General features: G+C 72.5%; 13 protein-coding genes. 6 read left to right on the top strand and 7 right to left on the bottom strand.

Annotation, left to right across the window (positions count from 1 at the left end; translation table 11 throughout):
* Positions 1 to 30 precede the first annotated feature (30 nt).
* The 4 genes from GTY96_RS23280 to GTY96_RS23265 form a co-directional block, all read right to left on the bottom strand.
* Positions 31 to 5,145, bottom strand: coding sequence for a hypothetical protein (locus tag GTY96_RS23280; RefSeq protein WP_235685785.1), 5,115 nt, complete (start codon positions 5,143 to 5,145; stop codon positions 31 to 33).
* A gap of 81 nt (positions 5,146 to 5,226) precedes the next feature.
* The gene (locus tag GTY96_RS23275; RefSeq protein WP_161665841.1) at positions 5,227 to 6,216 is read right to left on the bottom strand and encodes a ChaN family lipoprotein; all 990 of its coding nucleotides are present in this window, start codon (positions 6,214 to 6,216) and stop codon (positions 5,227 to 5,229) included.
* Between the two features lie 212 nt (positions 6,217 to 6,428).
* On the bottom strand, positions 6,429 to 6,926 hold the full coding sequence (locus GTY96_RS23270; protein ID WP_161665840.1) for a hypothetical protein: 498 nt from the start codon (positions 6,924 to 6,926) through the stop codon (positions 6,429 to 6,431).
* Between the two features lie 92 nt (positions 6,927 to 7,018).
* The gene (locus tag GTY96_RS23265) at positions 7,019 to 9,043 is read right to left on the bottom strand and encodes a YgiQ family radical SAM protein (protein ID WP_143906708.1); all 2,025 of its coding nucleotides are present in this window, start codon (positions 9,041 to 9,043) and stop codon (positions 7,019 to 7,021) included.
* Positions 9,044 to 9,382: 339 nt separating this feature from the next.
* On the opposite strand from GTY96_RS23265, the gene GTY96_RS23260 reads away from it, so the two are divergent.
* Positions 9,383 to 10,525 carry a hypothetical protein gene (locus GTY96_RS23260; RefSeq protein ID WP_143906710.1) on the top strand — a complete coding sequence of 381 codons (1,143 nt, stop codon included), beginning with the start codon at positions 9,383 to 9,385 and terminating at the stop codon, positions 10,523 to 10,525.
* Between the two features lie 219 nt (positions 10,526 to 10,744).
* Entirely contained in the window at positions 10,745 to 14,626 is a 3,882-nt protein-coding gene (locus GTY96_RS23255) for an AAA family ATPase (protein WP_201756311.1), read from the top strand.
* A 33-nt stretch (positions 14,627 to 14,659) separates the two neighbouring features.
* Here the strand turns inward: GTY96_RS23255 and GTY96_RS23250 are convergent, their stop codons facing one another.
* Complete coding sequence (locus tag GTY96_RS23250) at positions 14,660 to 15,025, bottom strand: hypothetical protein (protein WP_143906712.1); 366 nt, start codon at positions 15,023 to 15,025, stop codon at positions 14,660 to 14,662.
* Between the two features lie 240 nt (positions 15,026 to 15,265).
* On the opposite strand from GTY96_RS23250, the gene GTY96_RS23245 reads away from it, so the two are divergent.
* Both GTY96_RS23245 and GTY96_RS23240 read left to right on the top strand, forming a co-directional pair.
* The gene (locus tag GTY96_RS23245; RefSeq protein WP_161665839.1) at positions 15,266 to 16,054 is read left to right on the top strand and encodes an alpha/beta fold hydrolase; all 789 of its coding nucleotides are present in this window, start codon (positions 15,266 to 15,268) and stop codon (positions 16,052 to 16,054) included.
* A gap of 98 nt (positions 16,055 to 16,152) precedes the next feature.
* Entirely contained in the window at positions 16,153 to 17,004 is an 852-nt protein-coding gene (locus GTY96_RS23240) for an SGNH/GDSL hydrolase family protein (protein ID WP_161665838.1), read from the top strand.
* Between the two features lie 16 nt (positions 17,005 to 17,020).
* Here GTY96_RS23240 and GTY96_RS23235 read toward each other — a convergent pair whose 3' ends face one another.
* Together GTY96_RS23235 and GTY96_RS23230 are read right to left on the bottom strand one after the other, a co-directional pair.
* Positions 17,021 to 17,884 carry a GspE/PulE/PilB domain-containing protein gene (locus tag GTY96_RS23235; RefSeq protein ID WP_143906718.1) on the bottom strand — a complete coding sequence of 288 codons (864 nt, stop codon included), beginning with the start codon at positions 17,882 to 17,884 and terminating at the stop codon, positions 17,021 to 17,023.
* 121 nt (positions 17,885 to 18,005) lie between these two features.
* Positions 18,006 to 18,374, bottom strand: a complete 369-nt coding sequence (locus GTY96_RS23230) for a Spx/MgsR family RNA polymerase-binding regulatory protein (protein ID WP_161665837.1) — start codon at positions 18,372 to 18,374, stop codon at positions 18,006 to 18,008.
* A 39-nt stretch (positions 18,375 to 18,413) separates the two neighbouring features.
* Between GTY96_RS23230 and GTY96_RS23225 the strand changes: the two genes are divergently transcribed.
* Together GTY96_RS23225 and GTY96_RS23220 are read left to right on the top strand one after the other, a co-directional pair.
* The gene (locus GTY96_RS23225) at positions 18,414 to 19,796 is read left to right on the top strand and encodes a right-handed parallel beta-helix repeat-containing protein (protein ID WP_201756310.1); all 1,383 of its coding nucleotides are present in this window, start codon (positions 18,414 to 18,416) and stop codon (positions 19,794 to 19,796) included.
* A 139-nt stretch (positions 19,797 to 19,935) separates the two neighbouring features.
* Complete coding sequence (locus GTY96_RS23220) at positions 19,936 to 20,973, top strand: lysylphosphatidylglycerol synthase transmembrane domain-containing protein (RefSeq protein ID WP_143906722.1); 1,038 nt, start codon at positions 19,936 to 19,938, stop codon at positions 20,971 to 20,973.
* The last annotated feature ends 43 nt before the right edge of the window (positions 20,974 to 21,016 follow it).

Below are 21,016 nucleotides of genomic sequence, written 5' to 3'. Positions count from 1 at the left end.
TCGTTGATACTGTGCAAGGCCAGATGTCTTTCAATCCCAGCCGCGGAGTTGGACGCGCACCCGCCGCAGCAGGCGCTCCCACTCCTGACGTTTGAGGGTCGCCATCACGCGGCCGCCCACGATGGAGAGGCCGGTGAGGGTCATCACCAGGAAGCCGACGCGGTGGTCCCTCAAGCCTGCGTCCAGCAGGTTGGCGATGACATCCAGGATGAGGAAGAGCGTCCCCAGCGCCAGATAGGCGCGGATCCGCAGGGCCATTCCCACCGCGACCCCCAACAGACACACGGCGCCGAAGACGAGCGCGTAGGTCCCATCCGTTGACGCGCCCAGCCGGGTCGCCAGCTTCGCCGCCGCGGGGACGTACAGCAGCAGGCCGCCGAGGATGCGCACCGTGTTGCGGGCCGCGTGCGGCAGGCTCGACGTGAACAACTGTCCCAGCATCAGGAGCAGCAGGCCGAGCGGCGACAGGTACACCTCCAGGCCCTCCAGGCCGAAGGTGAGCGCGGCGATGAGCAGCGCCAGGTTGCAGGCCGCCGCCGCGAACGCGCCGAACATCCGGCTGCGCTCCACCGCGCCGAGCGCCGCGTACAACAGGCCCGAGCCTCCCGCGAGCAGGGCGGCCTCGCCCGTCGCGTCGCCTGGGAGGAGCCACGCCATCGCGATGGGCAGGAGCGCCGCGAAGCGCCGGGTCGCGCGCTCCACGGGCTGCACGCCCGCCCTGCGCGCCAGCACCGTCACGCCCACCAGCGCGAAGCCCAGGGACAGGGCGAAGAGCGCGTCATGCTCGGGGCGCAGGCCCTGGGCGTACAGGCCGCGCACCAGCGCGTAGATGCCCACCACCGAGACCTGCACGAAGTACACGTGTCGTCCCGTGTGCTCGCGCCACGCGGCGTGCAGGGACACGCCGACCGCGAGCCCGATGGCCGCGAGTGCCAGGGGCAGCGCCTCCTCCGTCGCGCGGCCTCCCAGGGCGACAGCCGCGAGCAGCACGCCGGTCGCCACCAGCCACACGTCGCGCCCCCAGCCCATCCCGCCCGCGACATCGCTCCGTCGCCGCGACGTCGAACGGCGGGCGATGTGGAGGGCCAGCGCGCTCCCTGCCGCGACCAGGGCCAGCGCGGCGCCGGACAGGGTGAAGAGGTCCCGGTACGCCGTGGGGCTCGGGCTGGTCACGAGCGACGCCATGCGCGCGGAGACGACCGCGCCTCCCGCCGCCATCGTGGCGATTCCGGCGATGAACCCGGAGAGCGCTCCCTTCCACTGGAACGCCGCGACGAGGAGCGTCGCGGCGACGAGCGCGAGCGTCATGGGGAACGCGAAGGACACCATCCACGTCCCATCCAGGCCCTGCGCCATGCGCCACACGAGGACGGGGACCGCCATCGTCGAGGAGGTGTCCCCGGTCACGGCCAGCGTGTACACGGTCGCCGCCAGGAAGCAGGGCAGCGCGGCCAGCTGGGAGCGCAGCCGGGTCCTGCCTGGGTCGGCTCCTCGCCGCCGGGCGATCCAGGGCGCGAGGCTCACCACCGCGAGCCCCATCAGCGCGAGTGTGGGGCCCGGCCACGCCGCGAGGCTCGGCACCAGGTGCGCCTGCGCATGGACGAGCAGCAGCAGTCCGACGCCCAGGACGCCGCGCCCCGGGCCGCGCGCGCCTCCGAGGAACAGCGCCGCTCCCGTGGCGAGGACGAGCCCCGCGGCGTGGAGTCCAGGCTGCAAGAGCGCCGCGGCCACCACCAGCGTCACCGCCGTGAGGGCCGCCCGGTGCAGGGCTCGGAGGAAGGGGGCGTGGAGGTCGTCGGTGCCCAGTCCGAGGATGCGGCGGAAGAAGGCCCGCCACGAGCCCATGCGAGCCACCGCGCCCGCGCTCGCGGCATAGACGAGCCCTGCGGCGGCGATGCCCGCGAAGGCCCGCTGCCACACGAGGAAGCGCGTGCTCCCCGGTGGGAGCCACGCCTCTGGATGGAGCCATTCCAGCGAAGGGCCCAGGAGCTGGACCGCCGTGGCGCGGGCCCATTGTCCGTCGGGCGGCAGCAGCGCCACCAGCGAAGCGCCGAAGGGCGACTGCTGCGCGGCCCAGAGCGCGGCACCGGGAAGCCCCAGCAGGAGGCCCGCGTGAGCCAGGGCACGTGAGCGGAACGAGGCCGCGAGCAGCAGCACCAGCAGCGCGGGGCCCAGCGCCAGCAGCGGCGGCACCACGCCCAGCGCACGCGAGGGATCCGGAAGGCCGACCTGGATGGCGGAGCGCAGGAGGACCCCGGCGAGCGCGGCCACGCCCAGGTGGGGCACCGCGTGGTAGAGCGGCCCGTGCCGGGGGTTCTCCAGGAGCCGGCCGACCCACGGCCCCGCGCGTCGCGTCGCCAGCGCCACGGCCCAGAGCGCGACGCCGATGAGGGGCAGTCGCCACGCGCTGACGTCGGGCGGAAGGGGGCGGCCCGCGCGGTTGATGATCGCGGTGAGCGCGATGAAGCCTCCACCCACGGCGAGCGTCCCCACCGACCCTCGCAGGCGGAACGCCACGAAGCCGCGCGACACGAACGCCACCAGCGCGCCCGCCGTGAGCAGTCCTCCGGCGAGGAGGAACGCCGGCCGCTCGGCGGCGACGGGCGTGGGGATCCACTGGAACAGCACGAGGGTCGCGAAGACGGCCTGCACGAGCGCCGCGCCCGCGAAGCCATCCGTGAAGAGAGGCCGGCCCCGTGCGCCAAACGGCAGGGGGAGGATGCCCAGCAACCGCCGGCCCTGCGCCTTGGGCGCGTCCTCGGAGGGGGAGCCACGCGCCATCACGAGGACCGCGAAGGCCAACCCCAGGGCCGCGGCCACGAGGGCGGCCCTCGCCGAGGTGAAGTCGGAGACCGTGCCCGTGACCTGCGCCACCGTGACCATGAGTCCAGAGGCCGCGAGGAAACTCACGAGCCGGCTTCCGTCGCTCCTCACGCGGAGCAGCAACACCGCCGTGATCAGCGCGGTGGGCGCGCAGGCGAGCACCGCGGCATGGGGCCCCGCGAACGGCAGGAGCATGTCTGGCAACGCGGGCAGGACGCCCAGGGCCCGCACCACCCCGAGCGCGGCGATGACCAGCGACAGGTCCTTCAAGGGCTGGAACGAGTCGGTGCCGCCGTGCCACGCGGACTGCATGCGGCCACCGAGGCCATAGAGCGCCGCGGCGAGCGCGAGGACGGCGAGGCTCGCCGCGCTGGAGGCGAGCGACGGTGTCCCCGCGACGGCCGCGAGCGCGCCGAAGAGCAGGGCGCCGCCGCCCAGGGTGTGGAGGCCCCTCCACCGCCATCCCCCCGCGAGGTGGGCCGAGATCGCGATGAGCCCTCCCGCGAGCGCCCTGGGCCAGGGGCTGCCCACGCCCCAGCGCCAGTCCAGCGCGGTGAAGGCGGGCATCGCCGCGAGCGAGACCACGACGCCCCACGCGAGCAGCCGCATGCGCGGGCCGCTGGCGGACGTCACTCGCGCCAGCAGCATCAGCCCGGCCGCCACCGCCGCGACGCCGAAGCACGCCCACGCCGGCTCATCGGGAGCCAGCGTCCGCGCGAGCAGCGCCCCGGAGAGCAGCGACGCCAGGACGCCCGGGTGCACGAGGGCCCGGCGACGGGGCTCCAGGATGAAGAAGACGAGCGCGGCCATCACGGGCGCGCAGACGGAAGTGACGTCCACCGAGCGGTCATCGCCCGGGACACCTGAGAGCGCGCCGAGTGCCCCCGCGAGCGCGCCACTGGCGACCACCGCGTGCGCCAGCGTCTCGAACACGGGACCCGCGCGTGGAAAGGCGGCGCGAACGGCGGAGGAGGACGCGGCCCCGGCCACCACCGCGCCCAGCGCCACCGCCCAGAGGGTGAGGCCCGCGAACAGGGGGCTGCCCGGCTCCAGCGCGTCGAACCCCGAAGGCCCGCTCGCCACGCAGAAGACCGCGAGCCAGAGTGCGCCATAGAGCGCGGCGCCCATGTTCACCAGGGTCGCCATGCCAGGCGCCACCGCCCGCGCTCGCCACTCCGTGGCCGCCAGCGCGAACACGCCCGCGAACGCGCACAGCACGCGAAGCCAGGGCGCGTCGTCGCCGCGCATCAACAGGAGCCCCGCCAGGAGCGAGGGAAACAGCGCCACCGCGAGGGACACGGCGCTCGTCCCATGCAACAGCCGCCCCGCGGCCCTCAACGGAAGCAGCGCGACCGCGGCGACCCCGAGCGCGACGGGGACGCCCACCCGAGGCGTCAGCCCCACCAGCGCGGACAGCGCGACGAACACCACGGGCAGCAACGCGAGCCCGATGCTCGCGAGGATGCGCCCGGCCGACAGCGAGCGCCGCGCCAGGAACGTCCCCAGTCCGATGAAGGCCGCGTGGTAGCCCAGCAGCGCGCCCGAGACGATCAACTGCCGGGGCACGCCTCCGAGCGCCCGCCACGCCTCGCGGACCCCCATGAGCGAGCCGCCCAACACCAGCACCGCGCCGAGGAACCACCAGATGTATTCATTGACGCGGGGCGCGCTGTCGCCTTCATCCAGGGCGATCACCGCCTCCAGGCCGCTGCCGCCCAGCGAGTCCAGGTGCCCCCGCGCGAACATCGCCTGCCCCGACCCCAGCGCGGAGCCCAGGTCCTCCTCGCTGGAGGAGTCCTCGTCATCCTCCGAGGTCGCTCTCGAAGCGGTCCGCTGGGCCTCCTGGTCAGCACGGGAGGCGTCGCGGTCGTCGAGGGCCTTCCGCGCCGCCGCTCGCCGCCGCGCCTCCTGCTCACGCTCCAGCCGCGCGGTTTCGTCCAGCGAGCGCGCGAGCGTGCCAAGCCACCCCAGCCGCCACCCGCCCGTGCGACGCAGCGACGTGGCGACGCCATCCGCCCAGGCCTCCACGCGCGCCGCCGGGTCGACCGGGGAGTCCTCCACGGCTGGCACGGCAGGGGGCGCGAGCGGTTCAGGCTCGGCGACGGCGCGCTCCGGGATGTCGAGGAGGGACGCCTCCAGGCGGTTCGCGGTCGCGGGGTCCAGCAGCCCGTCGAAGTGCCAGCGCTCGACCTGTCGGAGCATCAAGGCCCGCACGAAGTCATCCAGGTGCTGGCCAGCGGCGGGCACGAGGGTGGCACCGCACACCGGGCACACGGGGCCCGGGTCGGCGGCGCGGAACTCGGTACAGGCGGGACAGAGCATGGACGCCACCATAGGGGCTCGCGGCCCGCTCCGGGATGCCGCCCCTGGTGACACTGTCACTTCGGCCGACGCGAGGAGGGCCTACTCCTTTGGCTTCGCGTTGCGCTGCCGCAACTCCTTGCACGGGTCGTCTTCTGGCAACGCGGGGGTGAACCACACGTAGTCGTAGGGCAGGGAAGAGGCACCGGCGAGGGCCGCGTAGTCCTGAGGCGTCAGGGCTTCAGGTGACACCTCCAGCAGCGCGACGCTCAGCACCGTGACGTCCTTCGCGCGGCGCTCCAGGTGGGCGGGGACGGCCCGGTCCTCGCGGACGTGCCCATTGCCGGTGATGAGCACCGCGCCGTCGGCGGGCACGGTCTCCAGCAGCCGGTCGGCCATCATCGCGTCGCGCGCTCGCTGCGCTAGCGCCATGGGCTCCAGCATCCGTGCAGGGAGCTGGCCACAGTGGGAGCGGTCCAACTCCTCACGGACGGCCTTCGCCTCCGCTTCCGGAACGGGGGCATCCAACTCCAGGCGGGCGCGCAGGTCGGCGGGGAGTGCCTCCGGTCCCTTCATCACCAGCTCGCGCACCTGCGCGCGGGGGAGGTTGGCGGCGATGATGGGCAGGTGGGCCTGGAGCCCCGCGCTGAACACGGGCTGGTAGAGGCTGAACGCGGGCCAGCCTCCGTGGTCCCAGTCCACCGCCTTCGCCAGACCCGCCACGTCCTCCGGATGTTCCCTCAGCGCCGCGTCCACGGCGGGCTGCTGCGTGACGTCCAGCATCTCGAAGGCGAGGGCCGGGTGCTGTCCCGCGTCCGTCTTCGCGCGCACCAACTCCGCCTGGAGCCGGTGGTGGTCCGGCTGGTCATGCCGCTCCCCCAAGAGCACGAACCGCGCGGGGATCACCGCCGCGCGCAGGGCGCTCTCGTCCACGAAGCGGCCTCCCGCCACGTCCCAGATGCGCCCGACCAGCGGGTGGTCCTGGTACAGCGTCGCGGTCCAGGTCCTCACCTCGGAGGGAGCGGGGGCCTGTCTGCCGGCACAACCCGTGGACAGCGCGAGGGCGAGGAGGAGGGGAGGGGCACGCGTCATGGCCCCATCTCACCCGGCCCGCGCCCGGATTGCCCGCCCGAAAGCGGCGGGGCTCGTGCTCCCGAACAGACGGAGCGAGGCCCGCGTCTGGCGATGAACGCCCGACGGGGTGAGTCCAACCCGCGCGGGCGGCGTGCCGGAACGACAAGGTCCGCGCTCCCGGTGGGGGAGGCGGACCTTCCGGTCAGGCGCGGACTGTCGGACGGCGGGGACTACTTGGAGTCCACCACGAGCACCATCCACCGGTCGGTGGCGTGGTCGATGCGCACATTGGCCGCACCCGCCTCCTGGAGCTGCATCACCACGCGCTCCAGGAACTGGAGCTGCTCCTGCGACGCGTCCACGAAGACGTTGCGCGAGCCCGGGCCCTTGGCCTTCGGCTTCTTCGCGGGCGCCGCGCCCGTGTGCGGCTCCGGCGTCGCCGCCGCCTTGAGCAGGGCCCCCACGTCCTCGGACATCACCTCGGAGCGCTCGTCCTGGGCCTCCACCTCCGGCTCCTCCTTGACGGCGACCGGCGCGTGAGCGCCAGAGGCCAGCTCCTTCTTCGCCTGCTCGCGCAGCTCGTTGAACGTGCGCAGGTTGATGGTCGCGTTGAAGCGGTCCTTGAAGCTGTCCAGGGCGTCCTGGCGGCTCAGGTCGGGCTGGTTGCGGAAGAGGTCGAGCAGGAACGCGTGGCGCTCCTGCGACTGCTCCTGGGAAGTCCTGGGCATGGGTGTCTGGCTCCGGCGGTGTGGCCGCTCAAATAGAGGCGGCGCACCCTATACCCGAGCCCACCCCCGGAGAGAAAGCCGGGGGCCTCGCCTCACGCACGTCCGCGCGAGCCCGGACGCGGCGTGCGGCCTCCGCGCGGTCCCGACGGCCGAGGCTGCACCGGCCGGGGCCACGCGTTGGTCGCCAGCCCCTCCTCGGCGTCGCCCCCCGCTGTCCGGCGCAGGCGCGCGGCCTCCGCGGCGGACTCCGGCGGCACCAGCGCGTTCGGCCCCCGGCCGATGAGGTCCTCGCGCCCGGCGAGCCGCAGCGCTTCACGCGCCAGCGGCCAGTGCTCCGGGTTCCAGTAGAGCAGCAGCGCCTTCTGCAGCCGCTTCTCGCGCAGGCCCTTCGCCGTGTACACGGGCTCCATCTTCAGCGGATCCAGCCCCGTGTAATACATGGCCGTCGCCACCGACATGGGCGTGGGGATGAAGTCCTGCACCTGCCGGGGCCGCTTGCCCTTCTCCTTCAGCCACTGGGCCAGCATCACCATGTCCTCCAGCGTGGAGCCGGGGTGGCCGCTGATGAAGTAGGCGATGTCGTACTGCTCCTTGCCCGCGTCCTCGCTGGCGCACGCGAACATGTTCTGGAAGCGCTCGAAGCTCTCGATGCCGGGCTTCTTCATCTTCTCCAGCACGCGCGGCGAGACATGCTCCGGCGCCACGGACAGCTGGCCGCCCACGTGGTGCGCCGCCAGCTCCTTCACGTACTCCGGCGAGCGCTCGGCCAGGTCATACCGCACGCCGCTCGCGATGAAGACGTGCTTGATGCCCGGCTCCTCGCGCACCTGGCGCATCAGCGAGATGAGCGGGCCGTGGTCCGTCTGGAGGTTCTCGCACACGCCCGGGTGGACGCACGACAGCTTGCGGCAGCGGCTCTCGATGTCCTCGCTCTTGCACTTGAGCTTGTACATGTTCGCCGTGGGGCCCCCCAGGTCCGTGATGGTCCCCCGGAAGTCCCCCATGCGCCGCACCTCGCGCACCTCGCGCAGCACGCTCTGCGCGGAGCGGCTCTGGATGACGCGCCCCTCGTGCTCCGTGATGGAGCAGAAGGTGCAGCCGCCAAAACACCCGCGCATCAAGACCACCGAGTGCTTCACCGTCTCGTAGGCCGGGATGCGCTCGGTGTACATCGGGTGCGGCACGCGGTTGAGCTTCAGGTCGTACAGCTCGTCCATCGCCACCGTGGCCGTGTCGCCGGGCTTCTGTCCCGCGCCATCCTCCAGCGGCCGGGCGGGCGGGTTCATGTAGATGGCCCGGTTGCCGTGGCGCTGCGCGATGGCGCGCGCGTTGCCGGGGTTGGTCTCCAGTTGGAAGTCCCGGCTCATCACCGCGAAGGCGCGCGTGTCCGCCACCACCTCCTCGTAGGAGGGCAGCACCACCACCTTGTCGCGGTCCGCCGCGCGCTTCGCCGGGTCCGCTTCAATCGCCTTCATCGCCGCGTCGTTGATGAGGTGCGCGGTGCCCCGGATGTCCTTCAGGTCCTCGATGCGCTCGCCCCGGTTCAGCCGGTCGGCGATCTCCCAGATGGGCCGCTCGCCCATGCCGAACACCAGCAGGTCCGCCTTGGCGTCGAAGAGGATGGAGCGGCGCACCTTCTCGCTCCAGTAGTCGAAGTGCGCGATGCGGCGCAGGCTGGCCTCGATGCCTCCCAGCACGACCGGCGCCTCCGGGAAGGCCTCGCGGCAGCGCTGCGCGTAGACGATGGAGGCCCGGTCCGGCCGGCAGTTGGTGCGCCCGCCCGGGCTGTACTGGTCCTCCGAGCGGTTCTTCTTCTGGGCCGTCAGCCGGTTGAGCATCGAGTCCAGGTTGCCCGCGGCCACCCCGAAGAAGAGCCGGGGCTTGCCCAGCGCCTTGAAGGGCTCCGCCGAGTGCCAGTCCGGCTGGGGGATGATGCCCACCTTGAAGCCCCGTCCCTCCAGGAAGCGGGCGATGAGCACCGGGCCGAACGCCGGGTGGTCCACGTAGGCGTCGCCGCTCACGATGATGATGTCGCACTGCTCCCACCCCCGAGCCTGCATGTCGGCACGGGTCACGGGTAGGAACGGGTGGGCGTAGCGCGGAGTGACAGAGGCCATGGGTCCTCCCCTCAACAGCGGGGCGGGCCGAACCAACCCCATCAGGGCGGGCGCTGTCCACTGTGACGCCCATCCCCCCGCCCGCCCCCCTGGGCGGCGACCCTGCCTCCAGGTCCGTCAACCCCGGACACCGCGTGCGGGGGTTTCTCAAGTTTTCGCAAAGGCAGACACGGTGTCATTTGTGCTCCAACTGGGTGTCTATATATACCTGGAGATAAATTGATTTGCCGGTATTGCTAGAAAAATATGTTCGTGGCAAACAATGTTCACGGGCCCTGGCTGTCATTGTCTGGCGCCGGTCCCGTTTCCACCTGGCACTGCCACACCCTGGAGACAGCTATGTCCTCGCGCCGTCCGTTTTCCCTCGTTGCATCCCTGTTGCTGCTGAGCGCCTGTGGCGCCGAGTCGTACGATGAGGGCACGGCCCCGCGTCAGGCCAAGGCGGCGCTGACGGACCTGGACCTGTCTGTCTCCGAGCTGGGCGTCACCTGTGACGGCGATGTGTTGACGGTGACGGGGGCCATCCGCAACGAGGCGCCCACGGGCATCGACCCGTCGGTCGCGGGGATCTACGCGGGGGACCCGGCGCAGGGCGGCACGCTGCTGGCGACGGTGGACGTGCCGTGGCTGGTGGGCAAGGAGCGCTATCCCTTCGAGAAGGTGGTGCAGGTGCCGGAGGGGACGCAGCGGCTGTTCGTGGTCGCGGATGCCTTCGACTTCTTCCCGGAGGACGACGAGCTGAACAACATCGCGTCGGTGACGCTGGCCGCGGGTGGCGGGTGTGTCGTGAACCAGCCGCCGGTGGCGCTCTGCAAGAACGTGACGGTGGTGGCGGGCGCGTCGTGCGCGGCGCCGGCGTCCATCGACAATGGCTCCTATGACTCGGACCTCTTCCCGCAGCCGCTGAGCCGCGAGCAGAGCCCGGCGGGCCCGTACGCCCCCGGTGTGACGCCGGTGACGCTCACGCTGTCGGACGGGATGGACACGGCCACGTGCGCCGCCACGGTGACGGTGGTGGACGCGACCGCGCCGGTGGCCGGGGCGAGCAAGAACCTGGTGCTCCCGCGCTCGCTGACCGCGGACTACAAGACGGTGACGCTGGCGGACTGCGCGCAGGCGCCGGTGGACAACTGCGGCGGGACGCTGGACCTCCAGGCGTCTGGCTCCATCATCCGGGTTGAGTCGGATGAGTCGGAGGACGCGCTCTTCAGCCTCAACCTGTTCAAGTGCAAGGACATCAAGCTGAGCGCGGACCGCAAGTCCGCGGAGCTGCGCGCGGAGTCCAGCCTGCTGGGCAACGGTCGCGTCTACACGATGGTGTACGAGGTGAAGGACGCGTCCGGCAACGCGACCACGGGCACGTGCAAGGTGAAGGTGCCCAGCCTCCAGGGCATCCTCTCCATCGGCCTGGGGCCGGCGTACTGCCAGGGCACGAACTGCCCGGCGAACACGGGCAGCGGGTTGCTCTGCTCGCTGCTGTAGTCCGCTCTGGGGTTTCCAGGTGGGCAGGTGACGGCCCGGGTCCGCGTGGGTGCGCGGGGCCGGGCTGTCGCGCGTGGAGGGGTGGATTCACCGGCGGTGCAGGCGTCCGAGGGAGCCCGCGCGTGCGTTGACGCAGATCGATGCCTCCCCTAGCTTGGCCGGCTTCCCGGCGCCGCCACCTTCCGAGGGTGAGGAAGGGCCGCGCCGCGAGCACCCGGTATGATGCGCAGGACGGACGAGGAGTCGGGTCAGGGGGAGGCGCCACGGGACGAGCGTGCGCCAGACGGCCTCGTGCCCGTGCTCCGCGTGGAGTACGACACGGATGTCGAGGCTGGACAGGCCGCGCCCATCCTCCGCGTCCAGTCCTCCTGGCCTCCACCGGATTCCGATGCCCCGCCACCGGTGCTGACGGAACCGCCGAAGCGGGCGGACTCCTCGGGGGCGAAGGGGAGGGGGGCCGCGAAGGCGAAGACGTTGACCTTCCGGGAGCTGGACTCCGCCGCGCTGGCGTCCATGCCGGCCTCCCATCGCGTGAGCCGCGCGGTGGCCGCGACGGAAGCGGCGGACGCGCGCACTGCCTCGGCGACGCCAGCTCCGGAAGGTTTGCCCGCGCGGGTTCGCGAGCCCGTGAGCCCGCGGGCACCGGACGCGCTGGCTGCTGGGGTGGCCCCATCCATGGAGGACTCGCGGGCGGGCGAAGCCCCTCTGTTGGGGCCCGCCGGGACGGGCGCTGACGCGGCGTCCCCGTCAACCCTCGCGTCCTTCACGGCCCGCGCGCCGAAGGTGCCTGCCCCAAACCTGCTCCGCGTGGACGACCCGGCCGACGTCCGGCCCCCAGAGGAAGCCCCGGCCCGCGACGTGTCCACCTCCGGCGATGTCACCCCCGCCGAGCGGCAGGCCATGCAGGCCGCCGTGTCGTCCGGGCGCCGCAGGGAACAGTGGGTCGCGCCGTCCTACCTCCCCGAAGACCTCCGCGACGCGCTGGTGGCCGAGCGCAGCCAATACCGCGCCCAGCGCCTCCAGGAGGCGCGCGAGGTGGGCCTCGCCGGCCCCGGCGTGCTGGGCCTCGTGCCGGTGCCCGCCGCGGATCCGGACTGGTCCGGAGGCTCGCTGCTGGGCTTCCTGGGCGAGGAGCTGGTGTTCGCCGGGGACATCGTCCACCTGGACTTCGAATCCGGCCGCGTCTTCGCCTCCTCCGACTCCGGTGAGGACCTGGACCGCCGCGTCCTCTCCTGCGAGCGCTGGTGCTACCGGCCCTATGACTTCGCGGAGGCCCTGTGCGCGGCGGCCTCCGCCTACGAGGAGCGCGTCCCCACCCTCACCACCTCCCTGGAGCGCGCGAGGGGCGACCTCATCCCGTCCCCACCGTCCGCCCGCGACGCGGAGCTCCTCCCCGTGGACCGGCTCTGGCGCCAGCCGTGGGGCAGCATCTGGGGTCCTCCCGGCACCGGCAAGACGACGGCGGTCGCGGACCTCATCGCCCGCGCCCTGCGCGCGTACCCGAACGAGCGCATCCTCGCGGTGGCCCCCACCAACCGCGCCGCGGACGAGCTGGTGATGCGCGTCAGCTCCCTCCTGGAGCGCGACCCCATCCCGCTGCGCCCGCTGGCCCGCAGCATCTTCCGCGGCGGCACCGGCGCGAGCGACGCCCTCGCCAAGCTGCCCACCGTGGCGCTCGAGGAGGCGAAGACGAGCAAGCTGCTCACCTCCATCCAGGAGCGCGAGCGCGAGCTCACGCTGGAGCGCGCCCGGGGCGGCGCCGCGCCGGAGCTGGCCCGGATGCAGGCGGAGCTGCGCACGCTGCGCGGCCGCGTGAAGGACCCGACGCTGAAGGAGGCGGAGAAGGGCGACAGCCCCCTGATGGTGCTCACCGTGCACCGCGCGCTCCGGCTGGTGTCGGAGCTGGAAGGGGAGGAGACCTTCCAGCGGCTCGTCGTGGACGAGGCGGGCATGGTGACGCGCGCGGCGACGGCGCTGCTCGCCCCGCTCGCCCGGCAGGTGACGCTCGCGGGCGACCCCAAGCAGATCGGCCCCGTGAGCCGCGCGGCCGAGGGCGCGGGCCGGGGCACCCAGACGTGGCTCCGCGCCAGCGCCCTGTCCCACCTGGAGGACGCGGTGAAGGACGCGGAGCGGCCGGACGTGCTGCTCCTGCGCACCCAGCACCGCATGCACCCGGACATCGCTCGCGTGGTGAGCGACTTCTGCTACGGCGGCGCGCTGGAGGACGGCGACCTCGTGAAGGACCGGGCCCAGAAGCCCCCTCCCGTGCCCGCCTTCCCGGCCCGCGCGATGTGGCTGGTGCTGGATGGGCTGAGCCGCGACAACCGCCGCCTCACGCATGGCCGCGGCGAGACGGGCTCCGGCTACCAGCGCGAGCTGTCCGCGGAGCTCGCCGTGACCCTGGCCCGCCAGGCCGTGCGCCTGGGCCTCACCGTGCTGTGCGTGACGCCCTACCGCGCGCAGGCGGCGCTCCTGCGCAAGCTGGGCAACGCGGCGGGGCTGCGCCACGACATGTTCAGCGCCTCCACCATCCACCGCCAGCAGGGCACGCAGTACGATGTGGTGATGGTGGACACCGTGGCCGGAGGTCGGCCCTTCCCACCGCACACCCTGGTGCCCATCCTCAACGTGGCCGCCAGCCGCGCGAAGGAGTATCTGCTGGTGCTGGCTTCGCGCCAGGAGGCCCGCGCGTCGCCCGTGCCCGCGCGCTTCTTGTCGCTGCTGCCTCGCGTGCGCGTGCACCCGGGCACGCCGCCCCGGCTGGAGCTGCTCGCGTCCCAGCCGCGTCCGCCGCCGCCCCCTCCACCGCCGCTGGTGCCCATGGGCCTGGGCGGGGAGATCGCCGGTGGCAAGGACACCGGGCCCCTCTTCACCCAGGAGCAGGTGTCCCTCTTCGAGCGCCGCTTCGACGACGGCCACCACCTGGTGCGCGGCGTGGCTGGCAGCGGCAAGACGTACGTGCTGGCGCACTGGGCCGCGCGCTACCTCCTGGAGAACCCCCGCGCCCGGGTGCTCGTCTCCTTCTACAACCGCTCGCTCGCGCCGCTCGTGGACAAGCTCCTGGTGGAGGCGCTCACCGTGCGCGCGGGCGCGGAGCAGGTGCGTCCGCTCCGGGCCCAGGTGACGGTGAAGCACGTGGGGGCGCTCCGGCGCCTGGAGCCCTACGCCTTCGACGCCGTCTTCGTGGACGAGGCGCAGGACATGGACGCGAAGGCGCTGGCGTCGCTGCACGCGCTGGTGCGCCCTCGCGTGGGCGAGGACGGCCGCGAGTCACGCTGCTTCCAGCTGTTCATGGACGACTCGCAGAACGTCTACGGCCAGGTGCCCATCGACCACCTGAAGGAGCAGCTCCCCGAAGGGCTGTCCTTCCGGGGCCGCACCCGCGTGCTCAAGGAGACCTTCCGCGCCACCCGCGACATCCTCGACGTGGCCTTCAACGTGGTGCTGGATCCGCTGCGCCAGCACCGCGTCACCGACCCTGGCATGCGCGAATACATGAAGGCGGGAGAGCTGGCCCGCGAGCGCCTGCTGTGGCTTCCGGAGGAGACGCTGGAAGGCCTCTACCGCGTGCAGTCCACCGAGCGCGGTGGCGTGCTGCCCCAGGTGAAGGCCTTCGCCTCCAGCACCAGCGAGGCCCGCTGGGTCGCGAAGGAGGTGGCGCGGCTGGTGCGCGAGGAAGGCGTCCACCCCGGCGACATCCTGGTGGTGGCGCCCGTCATGCCCGCGTCCTTCACCGACGCGCTCCAGAAGGCGGGCGTGCCCGCGGAGGCCTATGGCGGCAAGGGCGGGCGGGACGTGGCCGACTTCCGCGTGAGCGGCGTGGATCACGTGCGCGCCACCACGGTGTTCTCATGCAAGGGCCACGAGTGCCCCGTCGTCTTCTTCGCGGGATTGGAGGCCCTGGACTCCATCGAGGCGTGGATGGCGGGGGCCCGCCAGCGCACCGAGCGCGAACACGAACGCATCCGCCGCGCGATGTTCTACGTGGGGGCCACCCGCGCGATGAAGCGCCAGTACCTCACCGGCGTGCGCGGAGGCCGCTTCCTCCAGGTGGCCGCGTCCTACGTGGAGGCGCTGTCCGGCCACCGTCCGGCGCCCTGAGTCCAGGCACCCGGGACGGGCCATGAGACAGCGTTACATCCGCCAGCCGGTGACGCCCACGCGCTTGCCGAACGCGGGCTGTCCGTACACCTCACGGAAGCGCGCACGCAGCAGGTCGAACGTCTGCTGGAGATCCGGCGCCGCGGGCTTCGCGTCCGGCAGCTGCCCACCCATCCGCGCGAAGCAGCGGCCCATGGCGCCATCCAGCCACTGCATCACGGCGGTGGTGTCCTCGTCCTGAAGCCGCTCGAAGACGGACAGGGCACGCTCCAGCGTCTCGCCCACCAGCTCCGTGGAGTCGACCGAACTTCCCACGCAGAGCTTCGCGGCCCGTACCTCCAGGGCCGGACGATGCTTGCGAACGAACTCCCCGAAGGCATGCAGATTCACGGTGACCATTCTTAATCCTTCGCCCCCTCGCTGTCAGAACGCTGGAGACGAAAAACCTTGGTTCACGGACGTGGTGCGACGCGTCGGTGGAAAAGGGTGGTGTGATTGACGCTGTATCACTCCATGTCTCAGAGAGCGAGACGGCGGGGGGACTTCCCACCGCCCGTGGGTCCTGCGAGCCTCCTGGTGGGGGCGGGCAGACCCAGGGCGTGAGCGGTGTTCACAGGCGCGCGCCAGGAGGAAGACGCCATGCGTCGCACGGTGGAACTGACCGACATGGGAGGCTGTGACGCGGGGCCGCGCGTGCTGCTCCTGCCGGGGCTGGGCGCCCGGGGGGCGGGCTTCCGCTCGCTCGCCCTGCGGCTCACGGACGTCGCCCGGCCCGTGCTGGTGGAGTACCCGGAGGGCGAGCACGCGGCGTGCGGCGCGAAGGTGCTGGCGGATCAGGTGCTGCGGGTGGCGGGCGCGGTGGACGCGGTGGTGGCCAGTTCGTTTGGCGGCATGGTGGCGGCGCACCTGGCGGCGGGGGGCGCGACCCGAGGCGTGGCGTTCCTGGGCTCCTTCACGCGCACCGCGCACGTGGGGCCTCGCGGACGGCTCATCGCGATGATGGGGCCCATCGCGGTGCTGGGGCGCCCGGGGTGGGCCGCGGCGTCGCTGGCGGCGTGGCGGCCGGTGCCTTCGGGCGAGGTGGCGGACGTGGTGCCCACCACGACGGTGGAGCGGCTGTCGACGCTGCGGCGCGCGTTCGCCATCCACTCGGAGCCGCCGCCGCCGGACCTCAAGCCGTTGAAGGTGTCGTGCCTGTGCATCCAGGGCGACCGCGACGTGCTGGTGCCGCCGTCCTCGCTGGAGCGCCTGGCCGCGTCGCTGCCCGAAGGCACGCCCCGGCACCTGCTGCGCGGCGCGGGACACGTGCCCTATTTCTCGCATCCGGACGACTGCGCGCGGCTGCTCACGCCGTGGCTCCATGCGCTCGCGCCCCCGGGGCTCGCGGCGCTGGCGGACGTGGACGTGGACGTGGGCTCCGCGGCCTGACGCGGTCCGGCCGTGACGCGCGCCGCCGGGTGAACGGATCCTCCCTCCCGTTGGGGGGTGTACGGATGCACGTGTGGGAAGTAGTTTCGCCTCCGCCGATGTCGACCCGTCCTCTTCGCGCGTTCCTCCTTCTGGCGTTCCTGTCCACGGTGGCCTCGGCTGCCTCGGTCCCCGAACCCGGGCCCGCCGCCGCTCCCGCCCCTCCGGCCGTCGCTCCCGCTCCCCGGCGCACGGTGCTGCTGCTGGGGGACAGCCTCATCGCCACGGGGTTCGGGGAGTACCTCCAGAACCAGCTCGCCGCGCACCCGCGGATCCGCTGTGAGCGCCGCGCGAAGTCTTCCACCGGGCTGGCCCGCCCGGACTTCTTCGACTGGCTGGAGGTGGGCCAGCAGGAGGTGCAGCAGCATCAGCCGGACGTGGTGGTGGTCATCCTGGGCGGCAATGACGGTCAGGCCCTGCACACCCGGCAGGGGCGCGCCACCGTCGCCTGGGGAAAGCCGGACTGGGAGGGCGAGTACCGCCAGCGCATCCAGGACTTCGTGACGGCCATCTCCGCGCCGGGCCGGAAGATCATCTGGCTGGAGCTGCCCGCGACGAGCCGTCACCGCTTCGAACAGAAGCTCACGTTGATCCGCGGCCTCCAGCGCGAGGTCATCTCCGCCCGCGAGGACGCCGTGCACCTGGAGACGCGGCCCTTCTTCACCGACGCGCGCGGCAAGGCGCTGAAGCAGGCCCGCGTGGAGGGCTTCCGCAAGCCCATGCGCCTGCGCATGACGGACGGCGTGCACTTCACCGTGGCGGGTGGGCGCTACTTCGCGAACAAGGTGTACCCGGAGGTGCTGGGCGTGCTGGGGCTCGAGTCCGGCGAGCAGCACACCGCGCGCCCCGCCGCCGCGCCCGCGGAGGAGGCGCTCCAGGCCCTGGCGCCGGTGGCCCCGGCCGCCCCGTAGGGCGCGGCCTCTTCGTTCAGGAGTGGCCTGACCAGGAGGGCTCGGTGCCGGCGTCGGGGCGCAGCCGGCGCACGGCGCGCAGCAGCAGCTCCTCGTCGCGCGGGTTGGCGAGGAAGCCCCGCGCCCCCAGCTTGCGGGCCCGGTCGAAGCCCTCGTCGTCGGACGTCCCGTGCACGATGAGGGCGCCCTCGATGCGGACCTCGCCCGCGAGCAGCCCCTCCATGGCCTGGAGGGGCGCGAGCACCACGTCGTTCGCGCGCGTGTGCAGGACCTCCAGCGGCGTGGCGACGCGGGCGGTGATGCCGTTGCGCGCCAGCGTGCGGGAGATGAGCACCGCGGTCACGGGCGGCCATCCATAGAGCAGGAGCGGCGGACCGGGCACGGGCGGACGGCGCGGCTCGGGCGTCGCCACCGGCTCGTCCGTCTCCCGGATTCCGTAGAGGGCGCCGAGCGCGCGGGCCAGGGCCCTGTCGGAGGCCAGGTGCGGCTCCACGCGCGCCTTGCCGGACACCGCCCGCACGTCATCCACCGCGTCCAGGGACAGCGGCGCGGGCACGGCGAGGTGAAGCACCTCGCGGTCCTCGCGCGTCTCCAGTTGGAGCGGCACGACGCCGTACTGCCGGGCGATGCGCGCGGGCACCAGCGCGGTCAGGGACCGGTCGAGCGGGTGGCGGTCCAGGTCCACGGCGTCCACGTCGAACTGGAGGGCCAGCCCGCGCAGGACGTCCGCCTCCGTGCACACGCCCTCGTTCACCAGGGCACGGCCCAGGGGGACGTGGAGCTCGTGATGGTGCACGAGCCCCAGCCGGAGCTGGCCCTTGTCGACCACTCCCAGCTCCAGGAGGATCTCCCCCAATGGGCGTCTGGATCCGATTTCCATGCCCACTCAACGTGGCAACCCGGCACGCACGCGACGACGGTCGACCGAGGGCTCGTCCGCCTGCCTGTCCTGAAGCCGCGCGAAGGGAGGGGGCCCCAGTCCCAAGGGCCCGGCCGCCCCGCTACCCGCGCGGAGGGAAGCGCGCGTCGTAGGCCTCGGGGCGGAAGCCCACGGTGACGGCCTCCTTGCTGATCAGCACGGGACGCTTCACCAACTTCCCATCCTTCGAGAGCCACTCCACCAGCTCCTCATCGGAGGCCGCGTCGATCTTCTCCTTCCCGAGCGCGCGATAGCTCTGTCCACTGGTGTTGAGCCACTTGCGCACGGACACGCCGCTCTTGGGAATCCACTGGCGCAGCTCCGCCACGGTGGGCGGTTGGTCGACAATGGGGCGCGTCTGGTAGGAGACGCCGCGCGCCTCCAGCCACTTCAACGCCTTCTTGCAGGTGTCGCATCCGGAGTACGCCAGCACGAGGATGTCATCGGCCATGCGCGGGCTTGTACCAGACCGCCTCCGGGGAATGAGACCATGAACCGCCCTTCCAGTGTCCACGTTGTCCTGTCCGTCCTCTGCTTGTGGGGGGCCGTGGTGGCGTGCTCGGGAGGCGCCGAACCACAGGAGGAGCATCCCTCCGGCATCGTCCCCGACAGCGGCACTCCAGGCCGCGACGACGCGGGCGTGCCACCGCGCGACGCGGGCCCTTCAGAGAACCGTGACGCGGGAGTCCCCGACGCGGGCCCATCCGACGCGGGAGCCTCCGACGCGGGGCCGTCCGACGCGGGCGCTCCGGATGCGGGGGGCACCGATGGGGGCGCCCCCATCCCGCAGGACGCGGGCACGCAGGTGACGGGCACGATGCCCGCGCGCCTGACGCGGGCGGGCTCCCCGTACCACGTCGTGGGCAACGCCCAGTTCATCGTGACCATCCCCAAGGGGCAGACGACGACGGTGGAGCCGGGCGTCGTCATCGACTTCAAGGGCAACCCAGCGGTGACGAACGCGGACGTGCGCGATGGCGCGCAGGACGTGATGAACCACCACAACGGACGCGTGGAGCTGCGCGTGTACGGGCGCATCCTGGTGCAGGGCACCGCCGGGGCGCCGGTGACGTTCACTTCCACCAACCCCCATGGCTGGTGGGGCATGAACTTCTTCGGCGACCAGTCCAAGGGGGACGGCGACCCGGTCTTCCAGCACATGGTCTTCGAGAAGGTGCGCAAGAACGAATACAACGGCGACCGGGACCGCACGCGGGGCGCGCTCTGGGCGTACTACCCGGGCCCGGTGACCATCCAGCACTCGCTCTTCCGCGACAACGAGTCCTCCGGCAAGTGCGGCGCGCTGGACCTGATGTTCACCGACGGCTCCGTCGTCACCGACACCGTCTTCGAGAACAACCGCACCCGCGACATCGACCGCTTCGCCACGGGCGACGGCGCCACCTCTGGCGGCGGCGCGATGTGCATCACCCACGGGCGCAACTCCATCGTGCGCGGCAACACGTTCCGCAACAACACGCTGTCCGCCTTCCGGGGCAGCCAGGCCAACGTCCTCCAGCCGCGCGCCTACGAGGCGTGGCCCAACGGCACCCAGCATTACGACCTGGGTGGCGGAGGAGCGCTGCATTACTTCCAGCCCGACCATGACCTCATCGAGAACAACGTCTTCGAGAACAACGCCGCCGTGAAGGGGCCGGGCGCGGCCATCTACCTGGAGGACGTCCCCAACGCGGGCGTCACCCTCCGGGGCAACCAGTTCACCGGCAACCAGGCGGGAATGGGCGGCGTCATCGTCTGCAACCGGGGGAGCGGCAACTCCACCGAGCTGGTGCTGGGCGCGGGCAACACCTTCAGCGGCAACACCGTCAACGGCGTCGCGGCTCCCCAGGTGACGGGCGACTGCGCCCGCTGAGTCCCGGGGGGCGATAGACGCATGCGGGGCCCGCCTCCCTGGATGCAAGGGGGGCGGGCTGCCGTGCCCCGCCCCCTGCCCCGGCGGGCGATGAAGCGCATCCTTCCCTCGGGACATTCCATTCCCAGGAAGGAGACGCATGGCGGGCACGCGCGCGGAACCGGTTTCCCCCCTGGAGGAGCCGCTGGAGGTCCCAGCGAAGCGCCGGCGTGGCTGGTGGATCCCCGGCGTCCTGCTCCTCGTCGCGCTCCTGGCCTTCGTGTTCTCCCGGCACGCGGAGGAGAAGCAGTTCCTGGAGCTGCTCCGGCAGGCCCGGCCCGCGTGGCTGCTGGTGGCCGTCGCGTTCCAGGTGGGCACCTACCTGTGCGTGGCGGCCATCTGGTGGGTGGTCCTGCACCGGGCGCGGCTGCGCGTCTCGCTCTGGGCGCTGGCGCGGCTGTCCCTGATGAAGCTGGCGTTCGACCAGGTCATCCCCACCGGCGGCGTGGGCGGGTCGGTGCTCGTCGGACGCGGGCTGCGCCGCGAGGGCGCGAGCCCCGGGACCGCCGCGGGCGCGGTGCTCCTGACGGTGCTGTGCTTCTACATCGCGCAGGCGCTGGGCGTGGGCGCGAGCCTCTTCTTCCTCTGGCGCGAGTCCGAACTCAACGAATGGATCCCCTGGCTCGTCACCGGCTTCGGCGCGCTGGCCGTGGTCATCCCGCTGGCCATCCTCTGGGTGACGCGGCACCGCGAGTGGACGCCGGGCCGCTTCACGAAGCGCATCCCCTCCCTGGGCACCATGCTCAAGGCCATCGCGGAGGTGCCGCCCGGGATGCTCCTCGACCCCGGCCTGCTCGTGCGCGGCGTCGTCCTCCAACTGGGCGTCTACGCCCTGGACGCGGCCACGCTGGGCGCCATGCTGCGCGCGATGGGCCAGGAGGTCCCCATGAGCACCGTCATCGTCGCCTTCATGGTCGCCTCCATGGCGGAGACGGTGTCCATCATCCCCGGCGGCGTGGGCACCTACGAGGCCGTGTCCGTGGGCATGCTCAACCTCCTCGGAGTCCCGGTGGAGGCGGCCCTCGCGGGCACCATGCTCCTGCGCGGCTTCACCCTCTGGCTGCCCCTGCTGCCCGGCCTCTACCTGTTGCGCCGCATCCTGCGCCACCGTCCCGTGACAGGAGGGCAGACAGGCTGACAGCACGGGAAGTCCTGGAAGGTCCCGCGCCCGCGGCGCCGCC

This window comes from Corallococcus silvisoli, assembly GCF_009909145.1.
GTDB classification, from domain to species: domain Bacteria; phylum Myxococcota; class Myxococcia; order Myxococcales; family Myxococcaceae; genus Corallococcus; species Corallococcus silvisoli.
The sequence above is the reverse complement of the archived record's forward strand: the minus strand, read 5'-3'. Positions and strand labels throughout refer to the sequence as shown.